This window comes from Ruegeria sp. CH10 (assembly GCF_056537125.1).
The window spans coordinates 881,873-905,585 of record NZ_JBQFQY010000001.1 but is presented as its reverse complement, the minus strand read 5'-3'; the positions used below and the strand labels follow the sequence as shown (position 1 = coordinate 905,585).

The following is a 23,713-nucleotide window of genomic DNA, read 5'->3' as shown; positions in this document are numbered from 1 at the left end:
ATATCAGATAGGGGCAAGACTAATGAGTTGGTTCGACTTTGACTGGGTGGACGCCTTCAGCGACCGCGCCTTCGGCGGCAACGGCTGCGCTGTCGTCCATGGCGGGGCCGGTCTGCCCGACGATGTCTGCATGGCGTATGTGCGCGAGACCTCTCTGGTCGAATGCACCTTTACCGGCCCGTCCGAAGTAGCGGACATTCGGGTGCGGTATTTCCTGGCCAGCCGCGAGATTCCCTTTGCCGGACATCCGACTATTGCCACAGTTGCCGCCATGCGGTCGCGTGGGGTGTTTGAGGGTGACGCGCTGACGCTTGAAACAGGCGCGGGGATCGTCTCGGTCCGCCTGGTTGGGGATGAGATTGAGATGACACAGGTCGCGCCGCAATTCGGCGAGGTTGTCCCGGTTGATCTGGTTGCCGCTGCTGTGCAACTGCCCGAGGACGCCATCATCGCGCCCCCGCAATTTGTGTCGACCGGTTTGCCCTTTTGCATCACCGTTCTGCGCGATCACGACGCCCTGCGTGCGGCAAAACTGGATACCGGCGTCTTGCCCAAGATCACCGCAAAGGCCGGGTTTTCCGGCTCTGACATGGCTGAGCCCTTTCTGGTCACACTCAACGGCGCGACAGATCAGGGCGATACGTTCTCGCGCCTGCTAATGGCGCCGCCGAGCCCGCCCGAAGACCCGTTTACAGGGTCAGCCACCGGCGCGATGGCGGCTTATCTGTGGAAACACGGGTTGATGGCCAAAGACAGCTTTGTGGCTGAGCAAGGCCACGATATAGGGCGTCCGGGACAGGCGACCGTGACGCGGGTTGGTCCGCCTGAGGCGATGACCGGGATCAAGGTCGCCGGTCGCGGGTATGTTCTGATGCGCGGTCAGGTCGATTTACCGGGCGCTGCATCATGACCCAGCCCGCGATTGCCATCCTGCCTTACGGGCATCGATTGGGGCCAAAACTGGCCTCGGTTCCTTTGTCCGATCTGATCTGGCCCGAAGGGTGCCCGGATCGCCTGACCGGCAAAACCGTGGGCGATCTGGAATCCACCGATCACCTGATCATGTATCCCAATTCCACCGTGCATCTGCGCCTGCGCCGCGGCACCCGTGCGCGGATTTCGCTGATGATGGGGGAGCCCTCGGCCATCCACGCCAAACACGACCGTATGTTGCGCTGGACCTGGCGGCGGTTTTTTCGGGTGCTGACCTTTCACGACGTCCTGTTGCAGACGTTACCCAACGCCGTGTTCCTGCCCTATGGCGTCACTATGGTGCCCGACTGGCGCGACATTGATGTGCAGAAAAGCAAATCCTGCTCGCTGATCGCCTCGGCCAAGCGCGATCTCGAAGGGCACCAACTGCGACATTCGGTGATCGATTGGGTGCGAGAGACCGGCGCGGATGTCGACATCATGGGGCGTGGCTATACGCCGTTTGAACACAAGTCCGACGGGCTGGCGCCATACCGTTACTCTGTCGTGATCGAGAATGTGCGCGAGCGGAATTATTTCTCGGAAAAGCTGACGGATGCGATTCTGTGTTCGACTGTTCCGATCTATTGGGGCTGCCCGAATATCGGTGATTTCTTTGACACCTCCGGCATGATTATTTGCGAGTCCGAGCAGGATATTCAACGCGCGCTTCAATCTGTGTCCGTTCAGGATTTCGACAAGCGCTTGCCGGCATTGCAGGCGATCCAGTCCAAAGCAGATGACTATGGTGATTTCCACGCCCGAGCGGTGCGAACCTTGCGTGCGCAGCTGTCCGGCGGATCGACCTAGTCGGAGGGCGCAGCAGGGGCCAGCCAGCCGACGCGCCGGATCGGTTGGTCGGCAGGATCAAGCCCGTGTCGCTCGCACAGCCTGTGCAGGTAAGAACCGGGGACAGGCAAGCCATTGGTTTTCTGCGCCATAAACCTCTTCTGATGCCCATAAATGTGGACAGAATTGACGGCGCTATGCTCAATTTCTGCGGTCTGTATGCGCGGATCATGCAATTTCCACAGGTCATGCTTGGATAGCGGATAGAACGTATCGGTCGGCATGGCGTGGTGATCCTCGCCGGTTTTGCGCAGAAAATGCTCAAAGGCTTTGGGGCCGGAACTGCCCCAGGGCAGGGCCTCAATCCCCCAGGTTTCACTGTTTCTGACACGCTGCCGGTTGCGGCGGTGCAAGGGGCCTCCGCGCCAGGGCTGTGTTGGATTGGGTGATGTGAGAAACTCCAACATCTGGGCGAGGGTTTCAGAGTTCGGGGGCAAACGCAGGACGCCGGTGGGAAAGGTGCCGGTATGTGCGGTCGCGAACACAAAGGGGGCGGTGAAATCGAACGCCCGGACGCAATAAGCATCCTGATCCACCCAGATGAAGTCGGTTTTCTGCGACAGGTGCAGGCGGAAGAGGTCGGAAAACACCGCGACCCTTAGTCGGTCGCCTGCAGGCATTTCGAATGGGGCGGGCCAGAGGATGTCTTGGGCCGGGCGTTGTTCAGCCCCCTTGGGGACGCCTTTGACCTTATCGCCGGTATAAAGGATGAACCTGTGGCCCCGGTCCAGATAGGATTGGATGCACAGCGCCTCAAGCCAGCTGAGGTCTGATCCGAACCAGAAACTGGCGATGGTGGGCAGGGTGGTGGTCATGAGGTCCGTGCGCTTGCGTCGGGCCACTGCAGCAATTGCGCTGCGGCTTGTCAATCACGGCCAATAAAAAACGGCCCCCGGAAACCGGAGGCCGCTCGCAGTTCTCAGCAGTTCTTAGGACCCGGCGATCAGGCCCATGCTTTCCAGCTTGAGCAGCACCTGATGGGCGCAGTTGTCGACATCGACATTCTCGGTCTCGACGCTCAGCTCAGGGTTCTGCGGCACGTCATAGGGGTCTGAGATGCCCGTGAATTCCTTGATCTTGCCTTCACGCGCCAGCTTGTACAGGCCCTTGCGGTCGCGGCGTTCGCATTCCTCGATGCTGGTGGCGACGTGAACCTCGCAGAAGGCACCGAACTGTTCGATCTCTTCGCGCACGGCGCGGCGGGTGGTCGCGTAAGGCGCGATCGGCGCACAGATGGCGATACCGCCGTTCTTGGTGATCTCGCTGGCCACGTAACCGATGCGGCGGATGTTCAGGTCGCGGTGCTCTTTGGAGAAGCCCAGCTCAGATGACAGGTTCTTACGAACAATGTCGCCATCCAACAGCGTGACCGGACGACCGCCCATCTCCATCAGCTTGACCATAAGCGCGTTGGCGATGGTGGATTTGCCCGAACCCGAAAAACCGGTGAAGAACACGGTAAAGCCCTGCTGGCTGCGCGGCGGTTTGGTCTTGCGCAGCTCGGCCACAACCTCGGGGAAGCTGAACCATTCAGGGATTTCCAGACCCTCAGACAGACGACGGCGCAGTTCGGTGCCCGAGATGTTCAGGATCGTGACGTTGTCCTTATCTTCGATCTCGTCATTCGGCTCGTACTGGGCGCGTTCCTGCACATAGACCATGTGTTTGAAATCGACCATTTCGATGCCGATCTCGTCCTGGAATTTGCGGAACAGGTCCTGCGCGTCGTAGGGCCCGTAGAAATCTTCACCGGCCGAGTTCTTGCCCGGGCCTGCGTGGTCACGACCCACGATGAAATGGGTGCAGCCATGGTTGGCGCGGATCAGGCCATGCCAAACCGCCTCGCGCGGGCCAGCCATACGCATTGCAAGGTTCAGCAGTGACATCGAGGTGGTCGAGGCCGGGTATTTGTCCAGCACCGCCTCATAGCAGCGCACGCGGGTGAAATGGTCGACGTCGCCCGGTTTTGTCATGCCGACAACCGGGTGGATCAGCAGGTTTGCCTGCGCCTCTTTCGCGGCGCGGAAGGTCAGTTCCTGGTGCGCACGGTGCAGCGGGTTGCGGGTTTGGAACGCAACGATGCGGCGCCAGCCCAGCTTGCGGAAGAAGGCGCGCAACTCGTTCGGGGTGTCGCGGCGGGCGCGGAAATCATAGTGCACAGGTTGCTGGATACCGACCACGGGACCGCCCAGATAAACTTTGCCTGCAGTGTTGTGCAGGTAGTTGACCGCCGGGTGCGCATCGTCGTCGGCGCCAAAGACCTTTTCGGCCTCGCGCGCTTTGTCCGGGGTCCAACGGTCGGTCACGGTCATGGTGCCAAGGATGACGCCCTCCTGATCGCGCAGGGCGATGTCCTGACCCAGTTCGATGCTGGCGGCAAAGTCTTCGCTGACGTCCAGCGTGATCGGCATCGGCCACAGGGTGCCGTCGGCCAGACGCATGTTGTCGACGACGTTGTCATAGTCTGCCTCGGTCAGGAACCCTTTGAGCGGGTTGAAGCCGCCATTCATCAGCAGTTCCAGATCGCAAATCTGACGCGGGCTCAGGTCCCAGCTGGTCAGATCGGCAGCTTCTACTTTCAGTTTCTGCGCCGACTCGTATGAGACATATAGTTCTGGGATCGGAGCCAGATTGCTTAGCATCGTCATTAGAATACTCTTATCGAAGTTCGGTATAACCGGTGGATCAGGGATGTTTGTGGGCCATGTGCCCCGACTGTGGGGCGAAGTCCATATAGGTGCACGAAATAAAGGACGATATGCGCGGTTTTCATCCGGAATAGAAGGATTTTTCGGTTAAAATGGCATTATGCGACAAAATTTCCGCAATCGGATCGTCATCGCCGAGATTTAGTACATTCGTTCCTACTCGGCTGGGGTCCGCTCAAGGTCCGAGGCACGCGCTACCGGCAGGGCGGAAATCGGGCGAGTTACCCCGCGCAGATCGAACGATTTGATTTTGTCTGTATCGCCATCAAACCCCGCGGCCTGCAGCAAGTCTGAGGATACCAAAAGCTCAACCCCAAGTGCTTTGGTCTCACCCTCCAGCCTGCTGGCTACGTTGACTGCATCTCCGATGATCGTGCGGGCGGCGTTTCCGGCTGCGCCGATCTCACCCAGAACCAGATCACCCAGGTGCAGACCCATCCCAATGCGAATGCGCGGGCTGCCTTCGCCAGCTAACTGTTCGTTGAACCGGTCCAGCGCTTTGCTGACATTGGCGGCGGCTTCTAGCCCCGCGCGGGCCGAGCTTTCGGTATCGGGCGTTTCAAACACGGCTAGCAGACCATCGCCCATATACTTGTCGACGACGCCCCCATCGGCAGTGATCGCAGGGACGATCGCATCAAAGAAGCGGTTCAGCAAAAAGACGATGTCATAGGGCAATTGACCGGTTGTGCGCGAGGTAAAGCCGCGCATATCCAGAAACAGAACGGCCAGCTTGCGCTCTTGCCCCTGGCTGGCATGGGCGCGCTTGCGTCCGCCATCGGGGCGAAAGATGCGAAAGGCGGTCAGGGCCTCGGTCGGACGGATTTGACAGGCCAGCCGCGCGCTGTTGGGCGCACCGACTGCGGCCAGGCTGCGGGCTTCGACTTCGCTGGGGTCGGGCAGGGCGTCTGCCCCGTCCTCAACAATCACGCGGCAGGTGGTGCACCGGCCTTTACCGCCACACAGGGCCGTATGCGGAACGCCATTGGCCTGCGAGATTTCAAGCAAGGTCATGCCTTTTTCGGCAACAACCTCGGGGCCTTCGACGTATTTCACGCGCACCGAATGCCGCCGTCGCCACAACTTGCGAATCCCGAACACTGTCATTGAGACGCCCAATGCGATCCAGAAAGCCGTCAGCGCGTTGTCCGTGACGCTGAACATGGATTCGAATTCTTCCGGGGTGGGCCAGTTATAGTGATCGATATATTGCTCGCGCAGGAATGGGTCGCCGAAATCGACCCAGATGCGCCGGCCCTCGGTCAAAAGCCCTGCCAGCGCGAAAGAAGGGACAAAGACCGCTACGCCGATCAGGTAGGGGACTGTCGCGGCCCACCACCGGGTCAGCCGCAACCACATATGCAGACCGATGCACCCGTGCAGCCACACGATCAGCAACAGCAGGCTTTGCATCCAGACCGCAGGTCCGGGCCACATCAGGGCGATGATATAGCCCATCTCGTCATTGACGTCATAGACCTCGTGCGCATAGCGCGTCTGAACGATGTGCGAGATCAATTGAAGCGGGATCAGCAGGCCTAGAACCACCTGAACTGCGGTGCTGAATGGCATGCGCATCGTGCGGCGCTGGCTGATCGAATAGAGCGCCAGCCCTGCGTGGACAAACAGGGCCAGATACAGGATCACGCTGCCCAGATCGTGCCGGGTTACCGCGTGGCGACCCTCTTGCATGTTGTGCAGATAGTCGGTGTGAAACAGGCCCAGCCCGATATTGATGAAATGAAAAAAGGCAAAAGCGAACAGGATCAGGCCGCTGCCGATCCTCAGCCGGGTTGCCCACCCGCCTTGCCATAACACGCTTTTCAACCAGACCACCTGCCGTCGCTTTGCCTAGGCCCGAGTCTGATACGCGCGCGCCGGTGGGTCAAGAATAAGACGGAACCCAAGGGGTCGGTGTGCCATCGGTGCGGATCAGGGAAGGTGTGACGTTGAACAGCACCACGTGGCTGAGATCAGGCCGGGAGCGGGAACTGTAGAGCATGCCATCCGCCCCGGCCATGCGCGCCGCGTCTGAAAACCGCCATGTCGGGGAACATCCCTGCGCTGCATGGATGTCTTGCCAGACGATTGAGGCATCGCGCCGACCGCGCAGGTCGACCAGCCGTGCGCCGGTTACGATGGCTTTTTGCAGCACCCTTGGCGGATCGTTTTCCGCAACATAGCGCCGGATCGCAACCCCGGCCCCTTCGGCGCTGAGCGAGGCATAAAGCGCCGTCTGCCCTGCATAATGAAAACGCCCCTCTGGCGCCTTTGCAGGGGCCAGAGGGGCGTCGATTTGCGATTGATACAGAATTCTCCAGACCGGGCCGGAGAATTCCAGCACGGTGTTATTCCTGCTCCGCCAGGAACCGCTCGGCATCCAGCGCGGCCATACAGCCCATGCCGGCGCTGGTGACGGCCTGACGATAGATGTGGTCGGTCAGATCACCAGCGGCAAAGACACCGGGAATCGACGTCTCGGTCGAGCCCGGCTTGGTCACGACATAGCCGCCCATATGGGTGTCCAGCGTGTCCTTGACCAGCTCATTGGCGGGCGCATGGCCGATGGCCACAAAGACGCCCTTACAGGGAATCTCGGAAATCTCACCAGTTTTGACGTTTTTGACGCGTACGCCCTCAACACCCAGTGGTGCGTCGGTTCCCACGACTTCTTCCAGTTGATGGAACCACAGCGGTTCGATCTTGTCGTTCTTCATCAGCCGGTCCTGCAGGATTTTCTCGGCCCGCAGTTCATCGCGACGGTGAATCAGGGTGACCTTGCTGGCAAAGTTGGTCAGAAACAGCGCCTCTTCCACGGCGGTGTTGCCGCCGCCGATTACGACGATTTCCTGCCCGCGATAGAAGAAACCGTCACAGGTGGCACAGGCAGAGACGCCAAAGCCTTTGAACTTTTCCTCAGACGGCAGACCCAGCCATTTGGCACGTGCGCCGGTGGCGAGAATAACCGCGTCGGCAGTGTAAATGGTGCCGCTGTCGCCCTTGGCAGTAAAGGGGCGCTTGCTGACATCCAGATCGCTGATGATGTCGCCGATGATCTCACACCCCATCGCCTTGGCGTGGTCCTGCATGCGGACCATCAGATCGGGGCCCTGAACCTCGGTGTCGCCGGGCCAGTTCTCAACCTCGGTTGTGGTGGTCAACTGACCGCCGGGCTCAATGCCCTGAACCAGAATCGGCTCCAGCATCGCGCGGCTGGCATAGACGCCCGCAGTATAACCGGCCGGTCCCGACCCGATGATCAGAACCTTGGTGTGACGTGTTTCGGCCATGGTACCCCCAACTCGATTTGCCTGACGGGGGCGGATGGCCCCTGGCGGTTGGATATAGCGACCCGTGTGCGGCGCTTAAAGCCCCTTCCTGTTTCACGTCCGCGTTGCATCCTGCGCATGGCTCGCGTGGCGCAAACAATATTGCGCAACCGTGAAAGATTATTGCGCATCCGCTGGGTGCTGATATAACAACCGAAAAAATCAGGAGCTTTTGATGGTCGCGATACGGCTGGATGAGATTGACCGTAAGATTCTGGCAGAGTTGCAGGCCGATGGCCGAATGACCAATGTCGAGCTGGCCAAACGTGTGGGCATTTCGGCCCCTCCGTGCTTGCGGCGGGTGCGTACGCTGGAAGAATCGGGCCTGATCCGTGGCTACCACGCCGAGGTCAACGCGCGCGAACTGGGCTTTGAGGTTCAGGTCTTCGCCATGGTGGGCCTGGAAAGCCAGGCCGAATCCGAGCTGAGCGCGTTTGAAGAACGTTGCCGCGAATGGCCGCTGGTCCGCGAATGCCACATGCTGAATGGCGAGGTGGATTTCATTCTGAAATGCGTGGCCCCCGACCTGAGCAGCTTTCAGCAATTCCTGACCGGAGATCTGCTGACCACGCCGAATGTAGCCAGCGTCAAGACGTCGCTTGTTATCCGCGGCGCCAAGGACGAGCCCGGCGTTCCCTTTGATGTTCTGGAAGAACGAATGAGCCGGATGGCATAGCCACTGCCGATTTTGAATGCGGTTTTGTCGGTGGCAGAAAGGCTGCCACCGCTGTGTAGATCATCCAACTGATTATTAACTGCATACTGCCCCCACATTGCAGAATTTGATCGGTTTCAGGCGCTTATGGCGTCCACCTCTCCGTCACCGGCACGCGGCAGAACCAACGGTCCGAAATCGCTGAGCGTTTCCACATGCGCAAATAAGTTCAAATAGATTGACTTCAATGACCGGCTGACTTTGCGGATTGCGTTTTCACCGGGGTGATAGGATTCGAACTGCAGCCCATCGACCCGGATCACAGCATGCCGTCTCAGGCAGATATGAAACAGCTCTATCGGAGTTGGTGGCAGGGTTTCGATGACACTGGTGCCGTCCTGAAACTCGTGAACCGGGGTCAGAACCTGATCATCGCCGTGCAGATGGCGCAGATGCGCGGGCGTTCCCAATAGGCGCGCCGCAGGTCCTGCGATCACGCCGGACATGGGTTTCTGCATCCCGAACGTATCCGCCATGATCCGCGTCAACGGGCGCGTCCGGCCCCGCGAATCCTCGCGTCCGGGCACAAGAGTGACAGACCCCTTCCACAGTACCGTTTCCGATTTTCCGTTTTGCGTCAGGACCGTATCGCCGGGCATCAGGTCTTCGATCGCCATCGGGCCGAATTCGGTTTCGACCAGAGATCCGCGTGTAAAGGCGCAGAACGCGTCTTCGAACATGGGCAGGGCAGGCGCGATGTGGCGGGTCTGAACGACGTCACCATTCTTCATAAGCGTGCTGACCTCATAGCGCCGCAGCTGCGCCTTTTTCTGTGTCGTTGGTCTTGGCGTATCGCGCAGCAACGCCGACGTTTCGACAGCGTTTCTGGCAGCGCGCGATAACGAACGTGGAATATCCATTCTTATTCCGTCCCCTCTAACATCCGTTTGGGCAAGCTGAACCCCCGCACAGGCCCGCCCACTCGGCTTTTCTTTTGTCTTGAAAGAAACAGGTAATCGCAGGGCGACGCGTGTTCAGGACACATGTCGATACGCAATTCCCTACGATTCTGGTCACCAACCTGACCCCCCAGACAAACTCACACAAACGCAGGCTAAATTGCCAGCGCACACACGCCCCGGTATTGCGCCGCGCAGAAATCTGCGACGCGATGCATATCGGATCGGAGCACCCCTCCGACGCACATATCCCCTGAACCGGCAGCTTGGTTCAGGGGTCTTGATGTCAGCGTTGCGTTGCCAAACGGCGCGCGACCCTGACGGAATGGCTGGATACCTTTTTCCAAGGCATTTCCAGCTTTTGCTCTCTGGTGGCCGCAACAACGGCGCTGAGAAAGCGGGATTTCATTTTCATTTTATGTCCTGCTCGTTTTGGGCCTGATGGCCTGTTTTTCCTCTGGAGCCTTAATGTGAACGGCCATTGAGGCGGCGATAAGGCTGATAAGGGATGAATTCAGGACATAGAACGGTTCGCATTTCCTTTGTTTTGGATTTGTCACGGACTACCTGAGATTTCGCGGGTAACCGCATGAGACCGGACAATAAAAGTAAAATTGTTGCGACTCAGATAGCCAAAAAAATGTGGCGAAAAAGCGGCGTTTTCGCCGCATTCTGGGCGTGGTCTTAAAGTTTTATGGCAGAAATCAGGCGACCGTAGTCTGCCTCTTTCGCGTGGGTCGACCGGCGGTACGAGTAGAATCTGTCCGGATCAGAGTATGTGCAGTGCCGTGTCCATTCGGCCTGACCAACCCCGGCTTGCCGCAATCTGTGCAACCCAAAAGCGGGCAGGTCGAATTGCAGCCTGTCCCCCTCGCCATTGGCGAAGAATTGCAGGTTTTCCACTGAATCCGCGGCGAATTCCTCAAGGAATTCAGGCCCGACCTCATAAGCGCGCTGCGAGATGGACGGGCCAATAACGGCAACCGTGTTTTCCCGGTTTGCCCCAAGCGCCTCCATCGCGTCCAGCGTGGCCTCAAGAACGCCGTCCAAAGCGCCACGCCAACCGGCATGCGCAGCCCCGATCACGTTTGCGTCAGAATCCGCAAAAAGAACCGGTTGGCAGTCGGCGGTCAGAATCGTCAGGGCCAGACCGGGGGTCGCTGTGACCACTGCATCGGCCCTGGGCTTGTCGCCATTGATCGGAGAATCGACGGTCAGAACGGTTGGAGAGTGAACCTGATGCACGCCAACCAGTGCGTCGGGGGTGACATCCATCGCCTGCGCCACCCGGTTGCGGTTCACAGCGACCGCCTCGGTCTGGTCGGACGAGCCATACCCACAGTTCAGCCCTGCAAAAACCCCGGATGAGGCCCCGCCGCGACGGCTGAAGAAACCATGGCGCATGGGGGACAGCAGGTCTGAGGTCAAAATTTCCAGAGTCATGATTCCAGTCCCGGTGGTGGCGTGGAGGATGCGGGGTAGAGGCCCAGCACTTTGAACAGATTTCCCATTTCTTCGGGATGGGTCAACCGGCGATGTGCGGCCACCAGCGCGTCCAGCTCAGACCCGCCGACAGAGCGTGCTAATGCCTGCGCGCGTGTACTGATACCCAGCCGTTCGAGAAACACGCCCTGCGGCGTCAGGCGCGTATGGGCGCATCCCGCAGCGCGGCTTGTCGCGGCCAGCGGCTCGAAATCCACATGCGCCGTCAGGTCCGCCTGACCCGGTGCGTCCAGCGGGTCAGCGCGGGTATGGGCCTGCAACGCCTGAAACGTATCGCCCAACGAACGCCAGTCGCCATAGTCAATGATCAGACCGGCCCCGCCATGGGTCGCGATGCGTCCTGCAAGGACGGCAATGACAGGGATTGCAGCCGCGCATAGTTCGACCAGATCACCGTCTTTGGTATCCTCCAGCCGGTCCGTCAGGGCCACCTGGTCCGCCTGCGGCCCCAGCCCCCAGACCAGCGCGTCGTTATCCCGACCTATCAACCTTTCGCGCCAGCCGGGTCCGTCGCGCAGGAATTGGCGGATGGGCAGGGCGTCGAAGAACTCATTCGCGACCAGATACAGGGGCGCTTCGGGCAAATCTGTGACCGAGTCGATCCACCGGTGCGCAAAGCCCTCCAGTGTCTTGGCCTGACGGGTCCGTAGTGCGGGGGATGCCTCAAACAGGACAATCTCGGCCGCGTCGTGAAATCCGGGGACGCGGGCCGTGGCGCGCAGCATGTCTGCCATGAGGGTGCCGCGTCCGGGCCCAAGCTCGGCCAGAACAAAGTGGTTTGGTTGCCCCTGATCCAGCCAGCTTTGCGCCAGAGACAGACCGATCAGCTCTCCGAACATCTGGCTGATTTCAGGGGCGGTGATGAAATCCCCCTGTTGGCCCAGCGGGTCACGGGCTGTGTAATAGCCATGTTTGGGGTGCAGCAGGCACTCGGCCATGTAATCGGCCACGGTCATCGGGCCGTCCTGAGCGATCCGCGCCAGCAGATGCGCGTGCAGGCTCATTTCGCGGCTCTTGCTCGCAGCACGAACCACAGGCCCAGTGCGATCATCGGGAGCGACAGCAATTGCCCCATGGTCAGGCCATATCCGCCCAGATGAAAGGCCAGACCCAGCGGATTACCTGCCGAGACGAACTGCGCATCCGGCTGTCGAAAGAACTCGACCACAAAGCGCGAGGCCCCGTAGCCGGCCATGAACAGGCCCATGATCAGGCCGGGCTTGCGAAAGGCCCCGCGCCGGTAAGCCAGCCAGAGCAGGGCGGCCCCCAGAAAAAGCCCCTCAAGCGCGGCCTCATAGAGTTGCGAGGGATGGCGGGCACAAAAGCCCGCGACCACGCCGGGGCAGTCCTGAGCAGCGGCACCGGGAAAAATCACGGCCCACGGCAGTTCGCTCGGGCGGCCCCAAAGCTCGGCATTGACGAAATTCGCCAACCGCCCCAGCAACAATCCCGGTGGCACAGCATGCGCAATCAGGTCGGCCAAAGACAGAACGGGGATTTGGTGACGTCGCGCATAAAGGTACGAGGCAACGACCACACCCAACAGCCCCCCATGGAAGGCCATGCCGCCCTGCCAGACCTTCAGGATGTCTGCCGGGTTCGCAAGGTAATAGGCGGGCTGATAAAACAGCACAAAGCCCAGCCGCCCGCCCAGAATCACGCCCAGAATGATCCAGGTGATCAGATCTTCGAGCTGTTGGGGCTTCATCGGCGGCGTATTGCGCGGCCACAGAGCGGGGCGGCGCAGCGCCATCACGCCCAGCCGCCATGCAATCAGGATACCGGCGATATAGGCCAGCGCATACCAGCGCAGCGCGAACTCCATCCCGAACAGTGAGATCGAGAAAAGCTCGGGCGACAGATCGGGGAAATTCAGAACAGCCTGCATGTGCGTCTCATTGCCCGGGGTTTACAGGGCAAGTCAACCTTGAGCCTGACGCAAAGTTTACCCATATAGAGATCAACCGCGATTTCGGAGAAAAGCCATGCAAACCCGCAACAAGATCCTCGACGACGTATCTCAGCTGATGACCAACGCTATGGGCGTGGCGCAGGGCGCGCGGGAAGAGGCCGAGAATGCGATGAAGTCCATGATCGACCGCTGGCTGGCCGACCGCGATTTCGTCACACGCGAAGAGTTCGACGCTGTTCGCGCAATGGCCCAGAAAGCGCGCGAGGAAAACGCCGCGCTGGAGGAGCGTATTGCCGCGCTTGAGGCCAAGCTGGACAAGTGACGCCAGCGGTCGGGGCATCCTGACTGAAAATTTCGGCTAAAGGTTTCCGCCGCGCAATCCGGGCTTGGGTTGTGCGGTGTTGTGTATCTTGCCGCCTTGCAGAATTTAATCAAGACAAAGCTGCGGCCTGCGCCAATATTTTGATCGCCGTTGCCATTCGTCCACAACTTATTGCTGTTATCCCCAAGAAATAGGGTTGCCAGAACCCATCTCGCGTCGCACCATATTTAGTACAGGCCCACGGGGGAAGCCCGGCTTGTAGAGCAGGCAACTAGCGCTGGGGCGCTGCCAGCCCCAACAATGCTAGAGATTAGTGAGGTGGCATTATGGCCCTTTCCGAGCAGTTTCTCGAAGAAGACCTTCATCCGATCGATATTGTTGAACATCTTGCCGAACATCACGACTGGGATTTTGACCGGATCGGGGATGATCAGATTGCCATGGCGGTCGAAGGGCAGTGGCGTACCTATTCGATCACTTTGGCCTGGTCGAACTATGACGAAACACTCCGCATGGTGTGTTCCTTTGAAATGGAGCCGCCGTCCGAGCGTGAGAGCGAGCTGTATGAGTTGCTCAACAGGATGAATGATCAGTGCTGGGCCGGGGCGTTTACCTACTGGGCCAATCAAAAGCTGATGGTCTACCGCTATGGTCTGGTTCTGGCCGGTGGTCAGATGGCCAGCCCCGATCAGATCGACACGATGATCACTGCCGCCGTGCTGAGCGCCGAGCGTTATTACCCCGCGATCCAATTGGTCACATGGGGCAACCGCACGCCAGAAGACGCGATGCAAGTCGCCATTGCAGAGGCGTATGGCCGCGCGTAAAGCTTTGCCCCAAACCGATTAGGGGGAGGGGCAATCATGGACATGTCACGCGTCGCGGAACAGGGGCTGGTGCTGCTGGGCTGCGGCAAGATGGGATCGGCCATGCTCGCCGGATGGCTTGAGCATGGCCTTCCTGCGTCAGCGGTCTGGGTAATTGACCCGAACCCTTCGGACTGGCTGAAGACGCAGGGTGTCAACATCAACACTCCGCTTCCCGAAGCCCCCGCCGTGGTGCTGGTGGCCGTCAAGCCGCAGATGATGGGTGAGGCCCTGCCAGCGATCAAGGCGCTGGGCGGGGGTCGCAGCCTTTTTGTGTCGGTCGCGGCGGGCACGTCGATTGCGACTTTTGAAAACGTTCTGGGGGCAGGTACGCCGATTGTGCGGGCCATGCCCAATACACCGGCTGCCATTCGGCAGGGGATCACGGCGCTGATCGGCAATGCGGTCGCGTCAGACGGTGATGTGGCGCTGGCTGAAAACCTGTTGTCGGCGATTGGTGAGACTGTTCTGCTGGAAGACGAGGCACAGATGGACGCCGTCACCGGCCTCAGCGGGTCTGGCCCGGCCTATGTCTTTCACCTGATCGAAACGCTGGCCGCCGCGGGGCAGGCACAGGGGTTGCCGCAGGAACTGGCGATGAAACTGGCCAAGTCCACCGTGGCCGGGGCAGGGGCGCTGGCTATGGCGGCCGATGAAGACCCTGCACAGCTGCGCGTCAACGTGACCTCGCCCAACGGCACAACGCAAGCCGCGCTTGAGGTGTTGATGCACGAAGAACAAGGCTTCCCCGACCTGCTGCAACGCGCCGTCAAGGCCGCCACCGACCGATCTAAGGAGCTGTCTCGTGAGTGAGATCACCTTCGACGATTTCCTGAAAGTCGACATTCGTGTGGGCGAGGTCATCCGCGCCGAACCCTACCCCGAGGCACGCAAACCCGCGATCAAGATGTGGATCGATTTCGGGGACGAGATCGGTGAGCGGAAAACCTCGGCCCAGATCACTGCGCATTACGATCCGGCGACTCTGGTGGGCAAGCAGGTCATGGCGGTGGTGAATTTCCCGCCACGCCAGATCGGCAAGTTCATGTCCGAGGTTCTGGTGCTGGGTCTGCCCGACGAAAACGGTGAGATCGTCCTGATCGGTCCCGACGGCGCGGTGCCCGTCGGTGGGCGGATGCACTAGAGCGTTTCGGGTTTTACCTGAATCACTCTGTGACACGAATGTCCCGAGAACGCCGCAGGCGTGGCAGGGTATTCGTGTCTCAAGTTAAACCCGAAACGCTTTAATGGCCGACGGCCTCGCGCCAGTGTTTGCGGCAGAGTGAGACATAGGTCTCGTTCCCGCCAATCTGAACCTGAGCGCCTTCGGTGATGGTGTTTCCGTCTTCGTCCTGACGAATCACCATAGTCGCCTTGCGGCCGCATTTGCAGATGGTGCGTACCTCGCGCATTTCATCGGCCAGGGCCAGCAGGGCGGCTGATCCAGGGAAAAGCTGCCCCTGAAAATCCACCCTCAGCCCATAGGCCAGCACCGGCACGCGCAGATCATCCACCGCGCGGGCCAATTGCCAGACCTGATCTTCGGTCAGAAACTGTGCCTCATCCACGAAAACGCAGGCAACCTTGCCACGGTTGAGGCGGGCTTCAATCATCGTGAACACGTCATCGCGCGCCGAAAACGTATCGGCGTCAGCCGAAATCCCAATGCGCGAGGCGATCTTGCCCACGCCTGCGCGTCCGTCCAGTGCGGCGGTCATCAGATAAGTATCCATGCCCCGTTCACGGTAATTGTGCGAGGCCTGCAGCAACACGGTCGATTTGCCCGCGTTCATGGTGGAATAGTTGAAATACAGCTTTGCCATGGGGCGGGTCTAAAACGCCTGCCGGGCGACGGCAAGATGTCATAGCTTGTCGAAAAACTGACGTCGCCGATGCCTTTGCAGAGGCTGAGCCGTAGCTCAAAGGGGATGGATCCTCTGCGTCAACACCAACGACGCCATCGGCCTAGATGTGGCCAATACAGAGCGAGGATACAAATACCCCCGCAAACACTCACTACCAGCCGGAACGGCCGCCACTCACTCACAAAACCCCTGCATATCTGAGGGATAGTCAATTTATGACATTTGAACTAAAACTCAGGTATGGGAAATTTTCTGACCCTTTCCCCCACAGTGGCAGATGTTGTGGGTGGGGCAGGTAACAAAGGGTAAAAGATGGCAGATATCGGGGCCTATCTCAAAAAACACACCGAAGCGTTGGTGAAGGACGTGGGCATTGAAGCCGCGTGTGAAATTACCGGCAAATCCAAGGCGACCTTGGGCCGCTACTATTCGGACAATGCCGAGCATGCAGATCGTTTCATGCCGGTGGACGCCGTTGCCCGGCTTGAGGCAGTGTCGGGCTTTCCGCATGTCACATCGGCGCTGGCGGATCTGAAGAACATCACGCTGTCTTATGACGGGCGTAACACGGATACTCCGCGCACAGGAGGAGTGAATTCGGACGTCATCGCGCTCAGCCAGCGCTTTGCCATGCTGATGACGGAATACCAGGCCGCCATCGAAGACGGCATCATCACCGTGAACGAGGCCAAACGTCTGCTCAAGGAAACCAGCCTGTTGCAGCAGGTTTTAATTGAGATGAAGCTGCATCTAGAGGAAGAAAGCGTGAGTTAGGGCTAAGCGCCAACCTTCTGGTTGCGGATACCTACTGACAGAGGCTTCAAAGGTCTGGATTGCGGACTTAGCTGTCGTTGAACAGATAAATCAGTCTATGAAAGAGGTCCGTCTTGGAGAAGAAAATCCAATGCACTTTTCGCCTGACTAAGCCGCCAATCGGAGTTTGGTTGAAAGAAGTTATGACCACGACTTTCCCAAAGCGAACCGTCCCAATTTGCACACAACAAACATAGCACTCTGCGAGCGTCGTTTACTGCTAGTTTTGCGTATTGATGAATGTCTGCTTCCGGCATCGATTTCAGAATCATCGCTCCTTCTTTCAAAGATGCTGGTCTGATCTCATTCAGATCAGCCAAAGATGACTCAACCAGCCAAGGCAGAGCTCTATCTGACCAGTGATGTTGCCAATCGACTTCGACCACGAAACCGGCATTCTGGAATGCTTCGAGTAGTTCAATGTCCATGAGCGCCAGATTAGCTTTGTAACTGAAATCCATTGATAAAAACCACGACCAAAGGTGACATACTCCACGCAACAAAAGGTCCCGCTCATGCCGAGTGTAGGTTCGTTCTTCCATCCACGAGGCAAGCTCGTCGTACGGGAAAACTGGCGTATAGTAACCGCACTTTTCGGATGATAACGCCCCTAGCTCCGTCAAGGCGAAGCAAGCTTCTCGCGTACCGCTCACAAGAGAACCCTCTGGAATTCCTCCATACTCAGAAATGCTTCGGGAAAATCGGTCCACAGTTTGATCGAGTAATTCGGATGCGAGCAACCGGGAAAGTTCTTGGTGTTCTTCTTTAACCGTGACCAATGCTAATAACCTCTGTTTTTCGACGAAAGTGCTGTGATGGCTATCGATTTGCAACCCTTGTCGTAAACAGCGAGTCCCTCATCAAATCAGGGTCACTTTGGGCTCAAAGCAGACAGTCGAGCTGTCATTTGTGCGAAGTCTGGAAACAGCCCGCTACCCGTGCCGCTTCACAACCACAGACCCAACCGAATACCCGGCTCCGAAGGAGCAAATCAGGCCAATATCCCCGTCCGTCAGGTCGTCGGAATACTTGGAAAACGCGATGATCGACCCGGCAGAGGAGGTGTTGGCGTAGTCCTGTAAGATGTTGGGTTGCTCGCCCGCCTCGGGTTCTCGGCCCAGAACCTTTTTGCCGATGAAATCATTCATCGTCTTGTTCGCCTGATGCAGCCATAGACGTTTCAGGTCGGTGCTGGTGATACCCTCAGACTCCATGTGGTCCGAGATATGCTTGCTGACCATCGGCAGCACTTCCTTGAACACTTTGCGCCCGTTCTGCATGAACTGCATGTCGCGGCGGTCGACCACCCCATCGGGGCGTGAGCGGCGCAGGAAGCCGTTATTGTTGCGGATATTGTTCGAGAATGACGTCGCGCAGCGGGTCGAGAGCACCTCGAAATGTGGGCCTTGCGCGTCGTCCATCCGCTCGATCAGGGTGGCTGTCGCCACGTCACCAAAGATAAAATGGCAATCACGGTCGCGCCATTCCAGATGGCCCGAGCAGATCTCGGGGTTCACCACAAGGGCCGAGCGGACCGACCCGGACCGGATCATGTCGGCCGCCGCCTGAATGCCAAATGTGGCCGAGGAACAGGCGACGTTCATGTCAAAGCCAAAGCCGTTGATCCCCAGTGCCTGCTGAATCTCGATCGCAATCGCGGGATAGGCGCGTTCGTGGTTTGATGCGGCACAGATCACCAGATCGACGTCGGCAGCCGTGCGCCCGGCTTGCGACAACGCCTTGTTGCAGGCATCAACCGCCATTTCGGTCATGATCCCCGGCTCATCATCACTGCGCTGACGCAGCATGGGGTGCATCACATCGGGGTCCAGTACGCCTGACTTGTTCATCACATAGCGGTTTTCAATGCCGGACGCCTTGACGATGAACTCTTCTGACGAATGCTGCATCGGCTCGACCTCGCCTGCGGCAATCGCGGCGGCATTGGCAGCGTTCTGCTTGTCGGCATAGGCATTGAAGGCGGCGACAAGCTCGGCATTGGTGATGACGTTTTCGGGGGTGAAGACACCTGTGCCGGTGATCGCGGGCGTATACATGGCTGGTCCTGGACGTTTCGAATCCGCCTAAAATGCAGCCCAGCGCGGATTTGATCAAGAGATACTGACCTAACGGAACGCTGCCCCCCCCAGTTCTGTTATCACTTCAAATCTTGAATAGTTCGAAAAACGAAGTATATCTCACGCCAAACCAAGCCGGAGCCTTTCCATGTCCGATGACATCAGCGCCAGACTGGGACGTCTGAGCCCCGAAATCCAGGCCATCATGGGTGTCTATGCTTTGTACTGGAAGCTGGAAGAGACCTTTGACTGCGCCGAGACGGATCTGACCCATGCCGAATCCCATCTATTGATCAAGCTGGATCAGCCTAAACGCATGGGTGTTCTGGCCGCAGATATGCTGAGCGTGCCCTCGACCATAACGGCAACGGCTGATGGCTTGGAAAAACAGGGGCTCATCACCCGCCAACGCGACCCTGAAGACCGGCGCGCTTGGTTGCTGGTTCTGACCGAACAGGGCGAAGAGGCGCGCAACATGCTTGTCACAATGGCGGGCGATCTTTTTCGCAGTGCATCGGGGCTGGATGACGCCGAAACGGCAGAGTTCGCGCGGCTGGCGCGCAAAGTACGAGACACCATTCTGAAAACGGGTATCCCCGAGGGGCTAAAGAAATGAAACTTATGTCCATTCTGAGTGCCGGACTGATCACGCTGGCGTCCACGACCATGGCGCAGGACACCGTCAAACCGGTCAAGCTGATGCAGGTGCATGAGGCCTCTCCGGGCTTTTCGCGCCAGTTCTTTGGCCGTGTGGCTGCGCGGCAAACCGTTGATCTGGCCTTTCAGGTTGCGGGCCAGATTGTTGAAATGCCGGTGACCGAAGGCTTTGTGATTCCAAAAGGGCAGTTGATTGCACAACTGGATCAGGAGCCGTTTCAGCGCCGCTATGACCGCGCGGTTTTGCAAAAGGATCAATCCGACCGAACTCTGGCCCGCCTGTCGCGCCTGCGTGGCACAACGGCCAGCCAGGTCGCCGTTGATGACGCCGAAACCGCCGCGCAGCTTGCTGAAATCGCGGTGCGGGATGCGCAGTATGACCTTGAGCAGGCCACGCTGACGGCCCCGTTCGACGCGCTGGTCTCAAGCCGCGCGGTTGAGGCATTTACGACCGTGACCGCGGGCACCCCGATTGTGCGTATCCACGACATGTCCGAACTGCGGATCGAAGTCGACGTGCCGGAGATTCTGTTTCAAAGATCGTCTCAGGAGGATGAAATCTCGATTACGGCGAAATTCCCGGCCAGCGATCAGGTCTTTCCCCTTGAGATTCGCGAATATGATGCCGAAAGCTCAAGCGTTGGTCAGACCTTCCGCATCCAGTTCGGCCTGACCCCGCCTGAGGGGTTGCAGATTCTGCCGGGCTCATCCGTGACGGTGAATGTGCAGGTGCAGGATGCGTTGACCGGAATCATCATTCCCACATCGGCCGTTGTTGCGGATGTGAATGGCGAACTGGGCGTTATGGTTTTTTCTCCGGTCGGCGCGGATGAGGGCACCGTGCGTCGCGTGCCCGTCTCGCTCGCGCCGACTCAGTCCGGCGAAGCTCGCGTTTTGACTGGTTTGTCGGACGGGGATGAAATCGTGGTGGCCGGTGGTGCGGCCCTGACCGACGGTCAGACCGTGCGCCGGTTCACCGGTTTCGCGAATTGAGGGTGGGCAGATGAATATCGCACGCGCCTCTATCGACCGGCCCATCTATACGTGGCTGATCATCCTGATCGCCCTGTTCGGCGGCATCTGGGGGTTCTTGTCCCTCGGGCGGTTAGAAGACCCGGCCTTTACCATCAAAAACGCCGTGATCGCCACGCAATATCCCGGCGCCACGGCCGAACAGGTCGCGCTTGAGGTCTCGGAACCGCTGGAATCCGCCATTCAACAGATGGCCGAGGTCGACACGATCACCTCGGTCAACCAGCCGGGCTTTTCGCTGATCGAGGTTGAGGTCAAATCCACCTATGACGGCACCGAACTGCCGGAGATTTGGACCAAACTGCGCGCCAAGGTGCGGGACGCCGCCCGCGATCTGCCATCCGGTGTGGGTGCGCCGCTGGTGAATGACGGGTTTGGCGATGTGTTCGGCCTGTTCTATGCGGTCACCGCCGAGGGGTTCTCGGACGCCGAAAAACACGAATTGTCCACCTTCCTGCGGCGCGAGCTTTTGACGGTTCCCGGCGTCGCGGATGTTGAGGTCATGGGCCTGCCGCAAGAGGCGATTTTTGTCGAACCCGATCTTGCGATCTCGGTCAATCAGAACGTCCCCATTCCTGCGATTAATGAGGCCATCGCCAATGCGGATTCGGTGAACCCTTCGGGGTCGGTGCGCACAGATGCGGATCGAACCACGATCCTGACTGCCGAAGGGTCGGATACTGTATCCGCCATTGCGGGTTTGTCTTTGGGCTCGCAGGGTCAGGTGATTAACCTCTTTGATATGGCGAATGTGTTCCGGGCGCGTCAGACCGACCCCGAAGTCATGATCCGTTTTAACGGTGTCGAGGCGTTCACGCTGGGCATCGCGGGCCAATCGGATGAGAATATTGTCGAAGTTGGCCAGCGGGCGGACGCCAAGTTTGCCAAGTTGAACGCGCAAATCCCAGTAGGCGTAGAGATCCTGCCGATCTATCAGCAGCACGTGGTGGTCGAGCAGGCATCGAACGACTTTCTGGTCAATCTGGCGATGTCGGTTGCCATCGTGGTCGCGGTATTGGGCATCTTTATGGGCTGGCGCGCCGCCGTGGTGGTGGGCAGCACCCTTTTGCTGACCGTCGTCGGCACGTTGATGTTCATGTCCATCTTCTCGATCGAGATGGAGCGGATTTCGCTGGGCGCGCTGATCATCGCCATGGGGATGCTGGTCGACAACGCCATCGTTGTGGCCGAGGGCATGCAGATCGCCATGCTGCGCGGCAAAAACTCGCGCGATGCGGTGGAAGAGGCGGCGTCCAAGACACAAATCCCGCTGCTTGGCGCCACGGTGATCGGCATCATGGCCTTTGCAGGGATCGGCCTGAGCCCGGATGCGACCGGAGAGTTCCTGTTCTCGCTCTTTGCGGTGATCGGAATCTCGTTGATGCTCAGCTGGGTGTTGGCTTTGACGGTAACGCCGCTTCTGGGGCACTATTTCTTCAAACAGGGAACCGAAGGCGAGACCGATGCTTATGGCGGCATCATGTTCCGTGTCTACGGGGCAATCCTGCGCTGGGCGTTGCGGATGCGGTGGCTGGTGATCGCCGCACTGATCGGGGTGACGGCGGCTTGTTTCGTGGGCTTTGGCCTTGTGAAACAGCAGTTCTTTCCCGATTCAAACACGCCGTTGTTCTTTGTGCATTACAACCTGCCGCAGGGCACCCCGATTGCCCGCACCGCCGAAGACATGGCCGTGTTCGAGGATTGGCTAGCCGAGCGTGAGGATGTCGTCTCGGTCGCTACATTCGTGGGGCAGGGCGCCACGCGGTTCCTGCTGACCTATTCGGCGGAAAAGCCGAACCCAAGCTACGGGCACATGATCATCCGCACCAATACTCTGGACGAAATTCCAGCGTTACAGGCTGATCTTGAGGCATTTGGCTCGGCCCAGTTCCCCGAGGGCACATTCCGCACCAAACGTCTGATCTTTGGTCCGGGCGGCGGTGATCCCATTCAGGCGCGGTTCTCGGGCAGTGATCCGGCCGTACTGCGCGCATTGGCTGATGAGGCCGTGCTGAAGATGCGCGAAGCCTCCCCCAACGCGCTGAACGTCTATCACGACTGGCGCGAGCAAGAACTGGCGGTTCAGCCGATCTATGCGACCGAGCGCGCGCAAACCGCCGGTGTCGCGCGTGAGGATATTGCCGCCACGCTGCAGTTTTCGACCGATGGGCTTCCGGCGGGCGAATTCCGTGAACGCGACCGGCTTATCCCTATCATCCTGCGCCGTCCGGCGGATGGGGATTTTTCGATCGTGGATCAGGTCGTGTATTCCGATCAGTCTCAAAGGTTCGTGCCGATCGAACAGATGGTCGATGGGTTCGAATACCAGGCGCTCAACACTCTGGTCCATCGGCGCGACAGGGTGTTGACGATCACAGTGGGGGCCGACATTCCGCCCGACTTGACCGCGGCGCAGGTCCATTCCGAGGTCCGCGCGGTCATCGAAGGGATGGAATTGCCACCGGGCTATCGGATGGAATGGGGTGGTGAGTTTGAAAATGCCGGTGACGCCAATGAAAGCCTGGGACGTCAGTTGCCGCTGAGCCTTTTGATCATGGTGTTGATTTCGGTGCTGATCTTCAACGCGATCCGTCAGCCGATCATCATCTGGCTGTTGGTACCGATGTCGGTAAACGGCGTGGTGATCGGCCTTTTGGGTACGGGGTTGCCGTTCACCTTTACCGCGCTGTTGGGGCTGCTCAGCCTTTCGGGGATGCTGATCAAGAACGGTATCGTTCTGGTCGAGGAAATCGATCTGGTGCGCGTCACTGGCAAACCCCTGCGCGAGTCGATTGTCGAAGCCTCAGTCTCGCGTCTGCGTCCGGTAATGCTGGCGGCGATCACCACCATTCTTGGGATGGCGCCGCTATTGACCGATGCGTTCTTCAGGTCGATGGCGGTGACGATCATGGGTGGTCTGGCCTTTGCCACGATCCTTACAATGGTGGCGGCACCGGTGTTTTACCTCGTTTTCTTCGCGCGCGCGGAAAAACGCGAGGCCGCGTCTGCCTGACACTTTCGGGCGGCTGTTTCAGTCGCCCGAACCCTCTGCCGAACAGTCCTGTCTTAGATCAACGGGATCAATGGTACGTCACACCCGGCAAGAGCGATCAGAGTGGCGAATACAAACAGCTTGCGCATTTCTTTTTCCTTCTGCCCGATTGCAGAAAAAATGCGCGCCCGAGAACCTATG

The 23,713-nt window shown here is 59.0% G+C and carries 24 protein-coding genes; 11 read left to right on the top strand and 13 right to left on the bottom strand.

The genetic code is table 11. The features are described from left to right. The first annotated feature begins 22 nt into the window (after positions 1-22). The gene (locus ACRZ94_RS04535; RefSeq protein WP_480796766.1) at positions 23-910 is read left to right on the top strand and encodes a PhzF family phenazine biosynthesis protein; all 888 of its coding nucleotides are present in this window, start codon (positions 23-25) and stop codon (positions 908-910) included. Further along, the gene (locus tag ACRZ94_RS04530) at positions 907-1,782 is read left to right on the top strand and encodes a hypothetical protein (RefSeq protein ID WP_480796765.1); all 876 of its coding nucleotides are present in this window, start codon (positions 907-909) and stop codon (positions 1,780-1,782) included. Before ACRZ94_RS04535 ends, ACRZ94_RS04530 begins: the two co-directional genes overlap by 4 nt. Here ACRZ94_RS04530 and ACRZ94_RS04525 read toward each other — a convergent pair. The 5 genes from ACRZ94_RS04525 to trxB form a co-directional block, all read right to left on the bottom strand. Then, complete coding sequence (locus ACRZ94_RS04525) at positions 1,779-2,636, bottom strand: hypothetical protein (protein WP_480650124.1); 858 nt, start codon at positions 2,634-2,636, stop codon at positions 1,779-1,781. The genes ACRZ94_RS04530 and ACRZ94_RS04525 overlap by 4 nt on opposite strands. 114 nt (positions 2,637-2,750) lie before the next feature. Then, positions 2,751-4,469, bottom strand: a complete 1,719-nt coding sequence (locus tag ACRZ94_RS04520; protein WP_480650125.1) for a bifunctional sulfate adenylyltransferase/adenylylsulfate kinase — start codon at positions 4,467-4,469, stop codon at positions 2,751-2,753. A gap of 216 nt (positions 4,470-4,685) precedes the next feature. Then, positions 4,686-6,356 carry an adenylate/guanylate cyclase domain-containing protein gene (locus tag ACRZ94_RS04515; protein WP_480796919.1) on the bottom strand — a complete coding sequence of 557 codons (1,671 nt, stop codon included), beginning with the start codon at positions 6,354-6,356 and terminating at the stop codon, positions 4,686-4,688. 58 nt (positions 6,357-6,414) lie between these two features. After that, positions 6,415-6,873 (bottom strand): RES family NAD+ phosphorylase, encoded by a 459-nt coding sequence (locus ACRZ94_RS04510; protein WP_480796764.1) that lies wholly within the window; start codon positions 6,871-6,873, stop codon positions 6,415-6,417. A gap of 4 nt (positions 6,874-6,877) precedes the next feature. Beyond that, the gene (trxB, locus tag ACRZ94_RS04505; RefSeq protein ID WP_480796763.1) at positions 6,878-7,819 is read right to left on the bottom strand and encodes a thioredoxin-disulfide reductase; all 942 of its coding nucleotides are present in this window, start codon (positions 7,817-7,819) and stop codon (positions 6,878-6,880) included. Between the two features lie 214 nt (positions 7,820-8,033). Between trxB and ACRZ94_RS04500 the strand changes: the two genes are divergently transcribed. Beyond that, a complete protein-coding gene (locus ACRZ94_RS04500; RefSeq protein WP_480650128.1) occupies positions 8,034-8,534 on the top strand; it encodes an Lrp/AsnC family transcriptional regulator in 501 nt (166 codons plus the stop codon). Between the two features lie 116 nt (positions 8,535-8,650). Here ACRZ94_RS04500 and ACRZ94_RS04495 read toward each other — a convergent pair whose 3' ends face one another. From ACRZ94_RS04495 to lgt, 5 genes are all read right to left on the bottom strand, one after another. Then, positions 8,651-9,433, bottom strand: a complete 783-nt coding sequence (locus ACRZ94_RS04495; RefSeq protein ID WP_480796762.1) for a Hint domain-containing protein — start codon at positions 9,431-9,433, stop codon at positions 8,651-8,653. 325 nt (positions 9,434-9,758) lie between these two features. After that, positions 9,759-9,887, bottom strand: a complete 129-nt coding sequence (locus ACRZ94_RS04490) for a hypothetical protein (protein ID WP_480650130.1) — start codon at positions 9,885-9,887, stop codon at positions 9,759-9,761. Between the two features lie 269 nt (positions 9,888-10,156). Then, positions 10,157-10,915: a peptidoglycan editing factor PgeF gene (pgeF, locus tag ACRZ94_RS04485; RefSeq protein WP_480650131.1), complete on the bottom strand. Its 759-nt coding sequence runs from the start codon at positions 10,913-10,915 to the stop codon at positions 10,157-10,159. Then, complete coding sequence (locus ACRZ94_RS04480; protein ID WP_480650132.1) at positions 10,912-11,979, bottom strand: class I SAM-dependent methyltransferase; 1,068 nt, start codon at positions 11,977-11,979, stop codon at positions 10,912-10,914. Before ACRZ94_RS04480 ends, pgeF begins: the two co-directional genes overlap by 4 nt. Next, on the bottom strand, positions 11,976-12,863 hold the full coding sequence (lgt, locus tag ACRZ94_RS04475) for a prolipoprotein diacylglyceryl transferase (protein ID WP_480650133.1): 888 nt from the start codon (positions 12,861-12,863) through the stop codon (positions 11,976-11,978). Before lgt ends, ACRZ94_RS04480 begins: the two co-directional genes overlap by 4 nt. Positions 12,864-12,960: 97 nt before the next feature. On the opposite strand from lgt, the gene ACRZ94_RS04470 reads away from it, so the two are divergent. The 4 genes from ACRZ94_RS04470 to ACRZ94_RS04455 all read left to right on the top strand — a co-directional run bounded on the left by ACRZ94_RS04470 (position 12,961) and on the right by ACRZ94_RS04455 (position 15,219). Beyond that, complete coding sequence (locus ACRZ94_RS04470; RefSeq protein ID WP_170384762.1) at positions 12,961-13,209, top strand: accessory factor UbiK family protein; 249 nt, start codon at positions 12,961-12,963, stop codon at positions 13,207-13,209. Positions 13,210-13,535: 326 nt separating this feature from the next. Then, a complete protein-coding gene (locus ACRZ94_RS04465; protein WP_480650134.1) occupies positions 13,536-14,036 on the top strand; it encodes a type III secretion system chaperone family protein in 501 nt (166 codons plus the stop codon). A 36-nt stretch (positions 14,037-14,072) separates the two neighbouring features. Further along, positions 14,073-14,888: a pyrroline-5-carboxylate reductase gene (gene proC, locus ACRZ94_RS04460; protein ID WP_480650135.1), complete on the top strand. Its 816-nt coding sequence runs from the start codon at positions 14,073-14,075 to the stop codon at positions 14,886-14,888. Continuing rightward, positions 14,881-15,219: a tRNA-binding protein gene (locus ACRZ94_RS04455; protein ID WP_480650136.1), complete on the top strand. Its 339-nt coding sequence runs from the start codon at positions 14,881-14,883 to the stop codon at positions 15,217-15,219. Before proC ends, ACRZ94_RS04455 begins: the two co-directional genes overlap by 8 nt. Positions 15,220-15,319: 100 nt before the next feature. On the opposite strand, the gene ACRZ94_RS04450 is transcribed toward ACRZ94_RS04455, so the two are convergent. Further along, the gene (locus ACRZ94_RS04450; protein ID WP_480650137.1) at positions 15,320-15,898 is read right to left on the bottom strand and encodes a thymidine kinase; all 579 of its coding nucleotides are present in this window, start codon (positions 15,896-15,898) and stop codon (positions 15,320-15,322) included. Between the two features lie 354 nt (positions 15,899-16,252). Between ACRZ94_RS04450 and ACRZ94_RS04445 the strand changes: the two genes are divergently transcribed. Then, positions 16,253-16,714 carry a hypothetical protein gene (locus ACRZ94_RS04445; protein WP_480650138.1) on the top strand — a complete coding sequence of 154 codons (462 nt, stop codon included), beginning with the start codon at positions 16,253-16,255 and terminating at the stop codon, positions 16,712-16,714. A gap of 95 nt (positions 16,715-16,809) precedes the next feature. Here ACRZ94_RS04445 and ACRZ94_RS04440 read toward each other — a convergent pair whose 3' ends face one another. Continuing rightward, complete coding sequence (locus ACRZ94_RS04440; protein ID WP_480796761.1) at positions 16,810-17,586, bottom strand: hypothetical protein; 777 nt, start codon at positions 17,584-17,586, stop codon at positions 16,810-16,812. A gap of 99 nt (positions 17,587-17,685) precedes the next feature. Beyond that, complete coding sequence (locus ACRZ94_RS04435) at positions 17,686-18,810, bottom strand: beta-ketoacyl-ACP synthase III (protein WP_480796760.1); 1,125 nt, start codon at positions 18,808-18,810, stop codon at positions 17,686-17,688. Between the two features lie 169 nt (positions 18,811-18,979). Here ACRZ94_RS04435 and ACRZ94_RS04430 point away from each other — a divergent pair, with 169 nt between their 5' ends. From ACRZ94_RS04430 to ACRZ94_RS04420, 3 genes are read left to right on the top strand one after another with little or no spacing between them, the layout of a single operon-like run. Further along, positions 18,980-19,447 carry a MarR family winged helix-turn-helix transcriptional regulator gene (locus ACRZ94_RS04430; RefSeq protein WP_480796759.1) on the top strand — a complete coding sequence of 156 codons (468 nt, stop codon included), beginning with the start codon at positions 18,980-18,982 and terminating at the stop codon, positions 19,445-19,447. After that, the gene (locus ACRZ94_RS04425; RefSeq protein ID WP_480650142.1) at positions 19,444-20,481 is read left to right on the top strand and encodes an efflux RND transporter periplasmic adaptor subunit; all 1,038 of its coding nucleotides are present in this window, start codon (positions 19,444-19,446) and stop codon (positions 20,479-20,481) included. The genes ACRZ94_RS04430 and ACRZ94_RS04425 overlap by 4 nt, the downstream gene beginning before the upstream one ends. A 10-nt stretch (positions 20,482-20,491) precedes the next feature. After that, a complete protein-coding gene (locus tag ACRZ94_RS04420) occupies positions 20,492-23,533 on the top strand; it encodes an efflux RND transporter permease subunit (protein ID WP_480650143.1) in 3,042 nt (1,013 codons plus the stop codon). Positions 23,534-23,713: the final 180 nt, after the last annotated feature.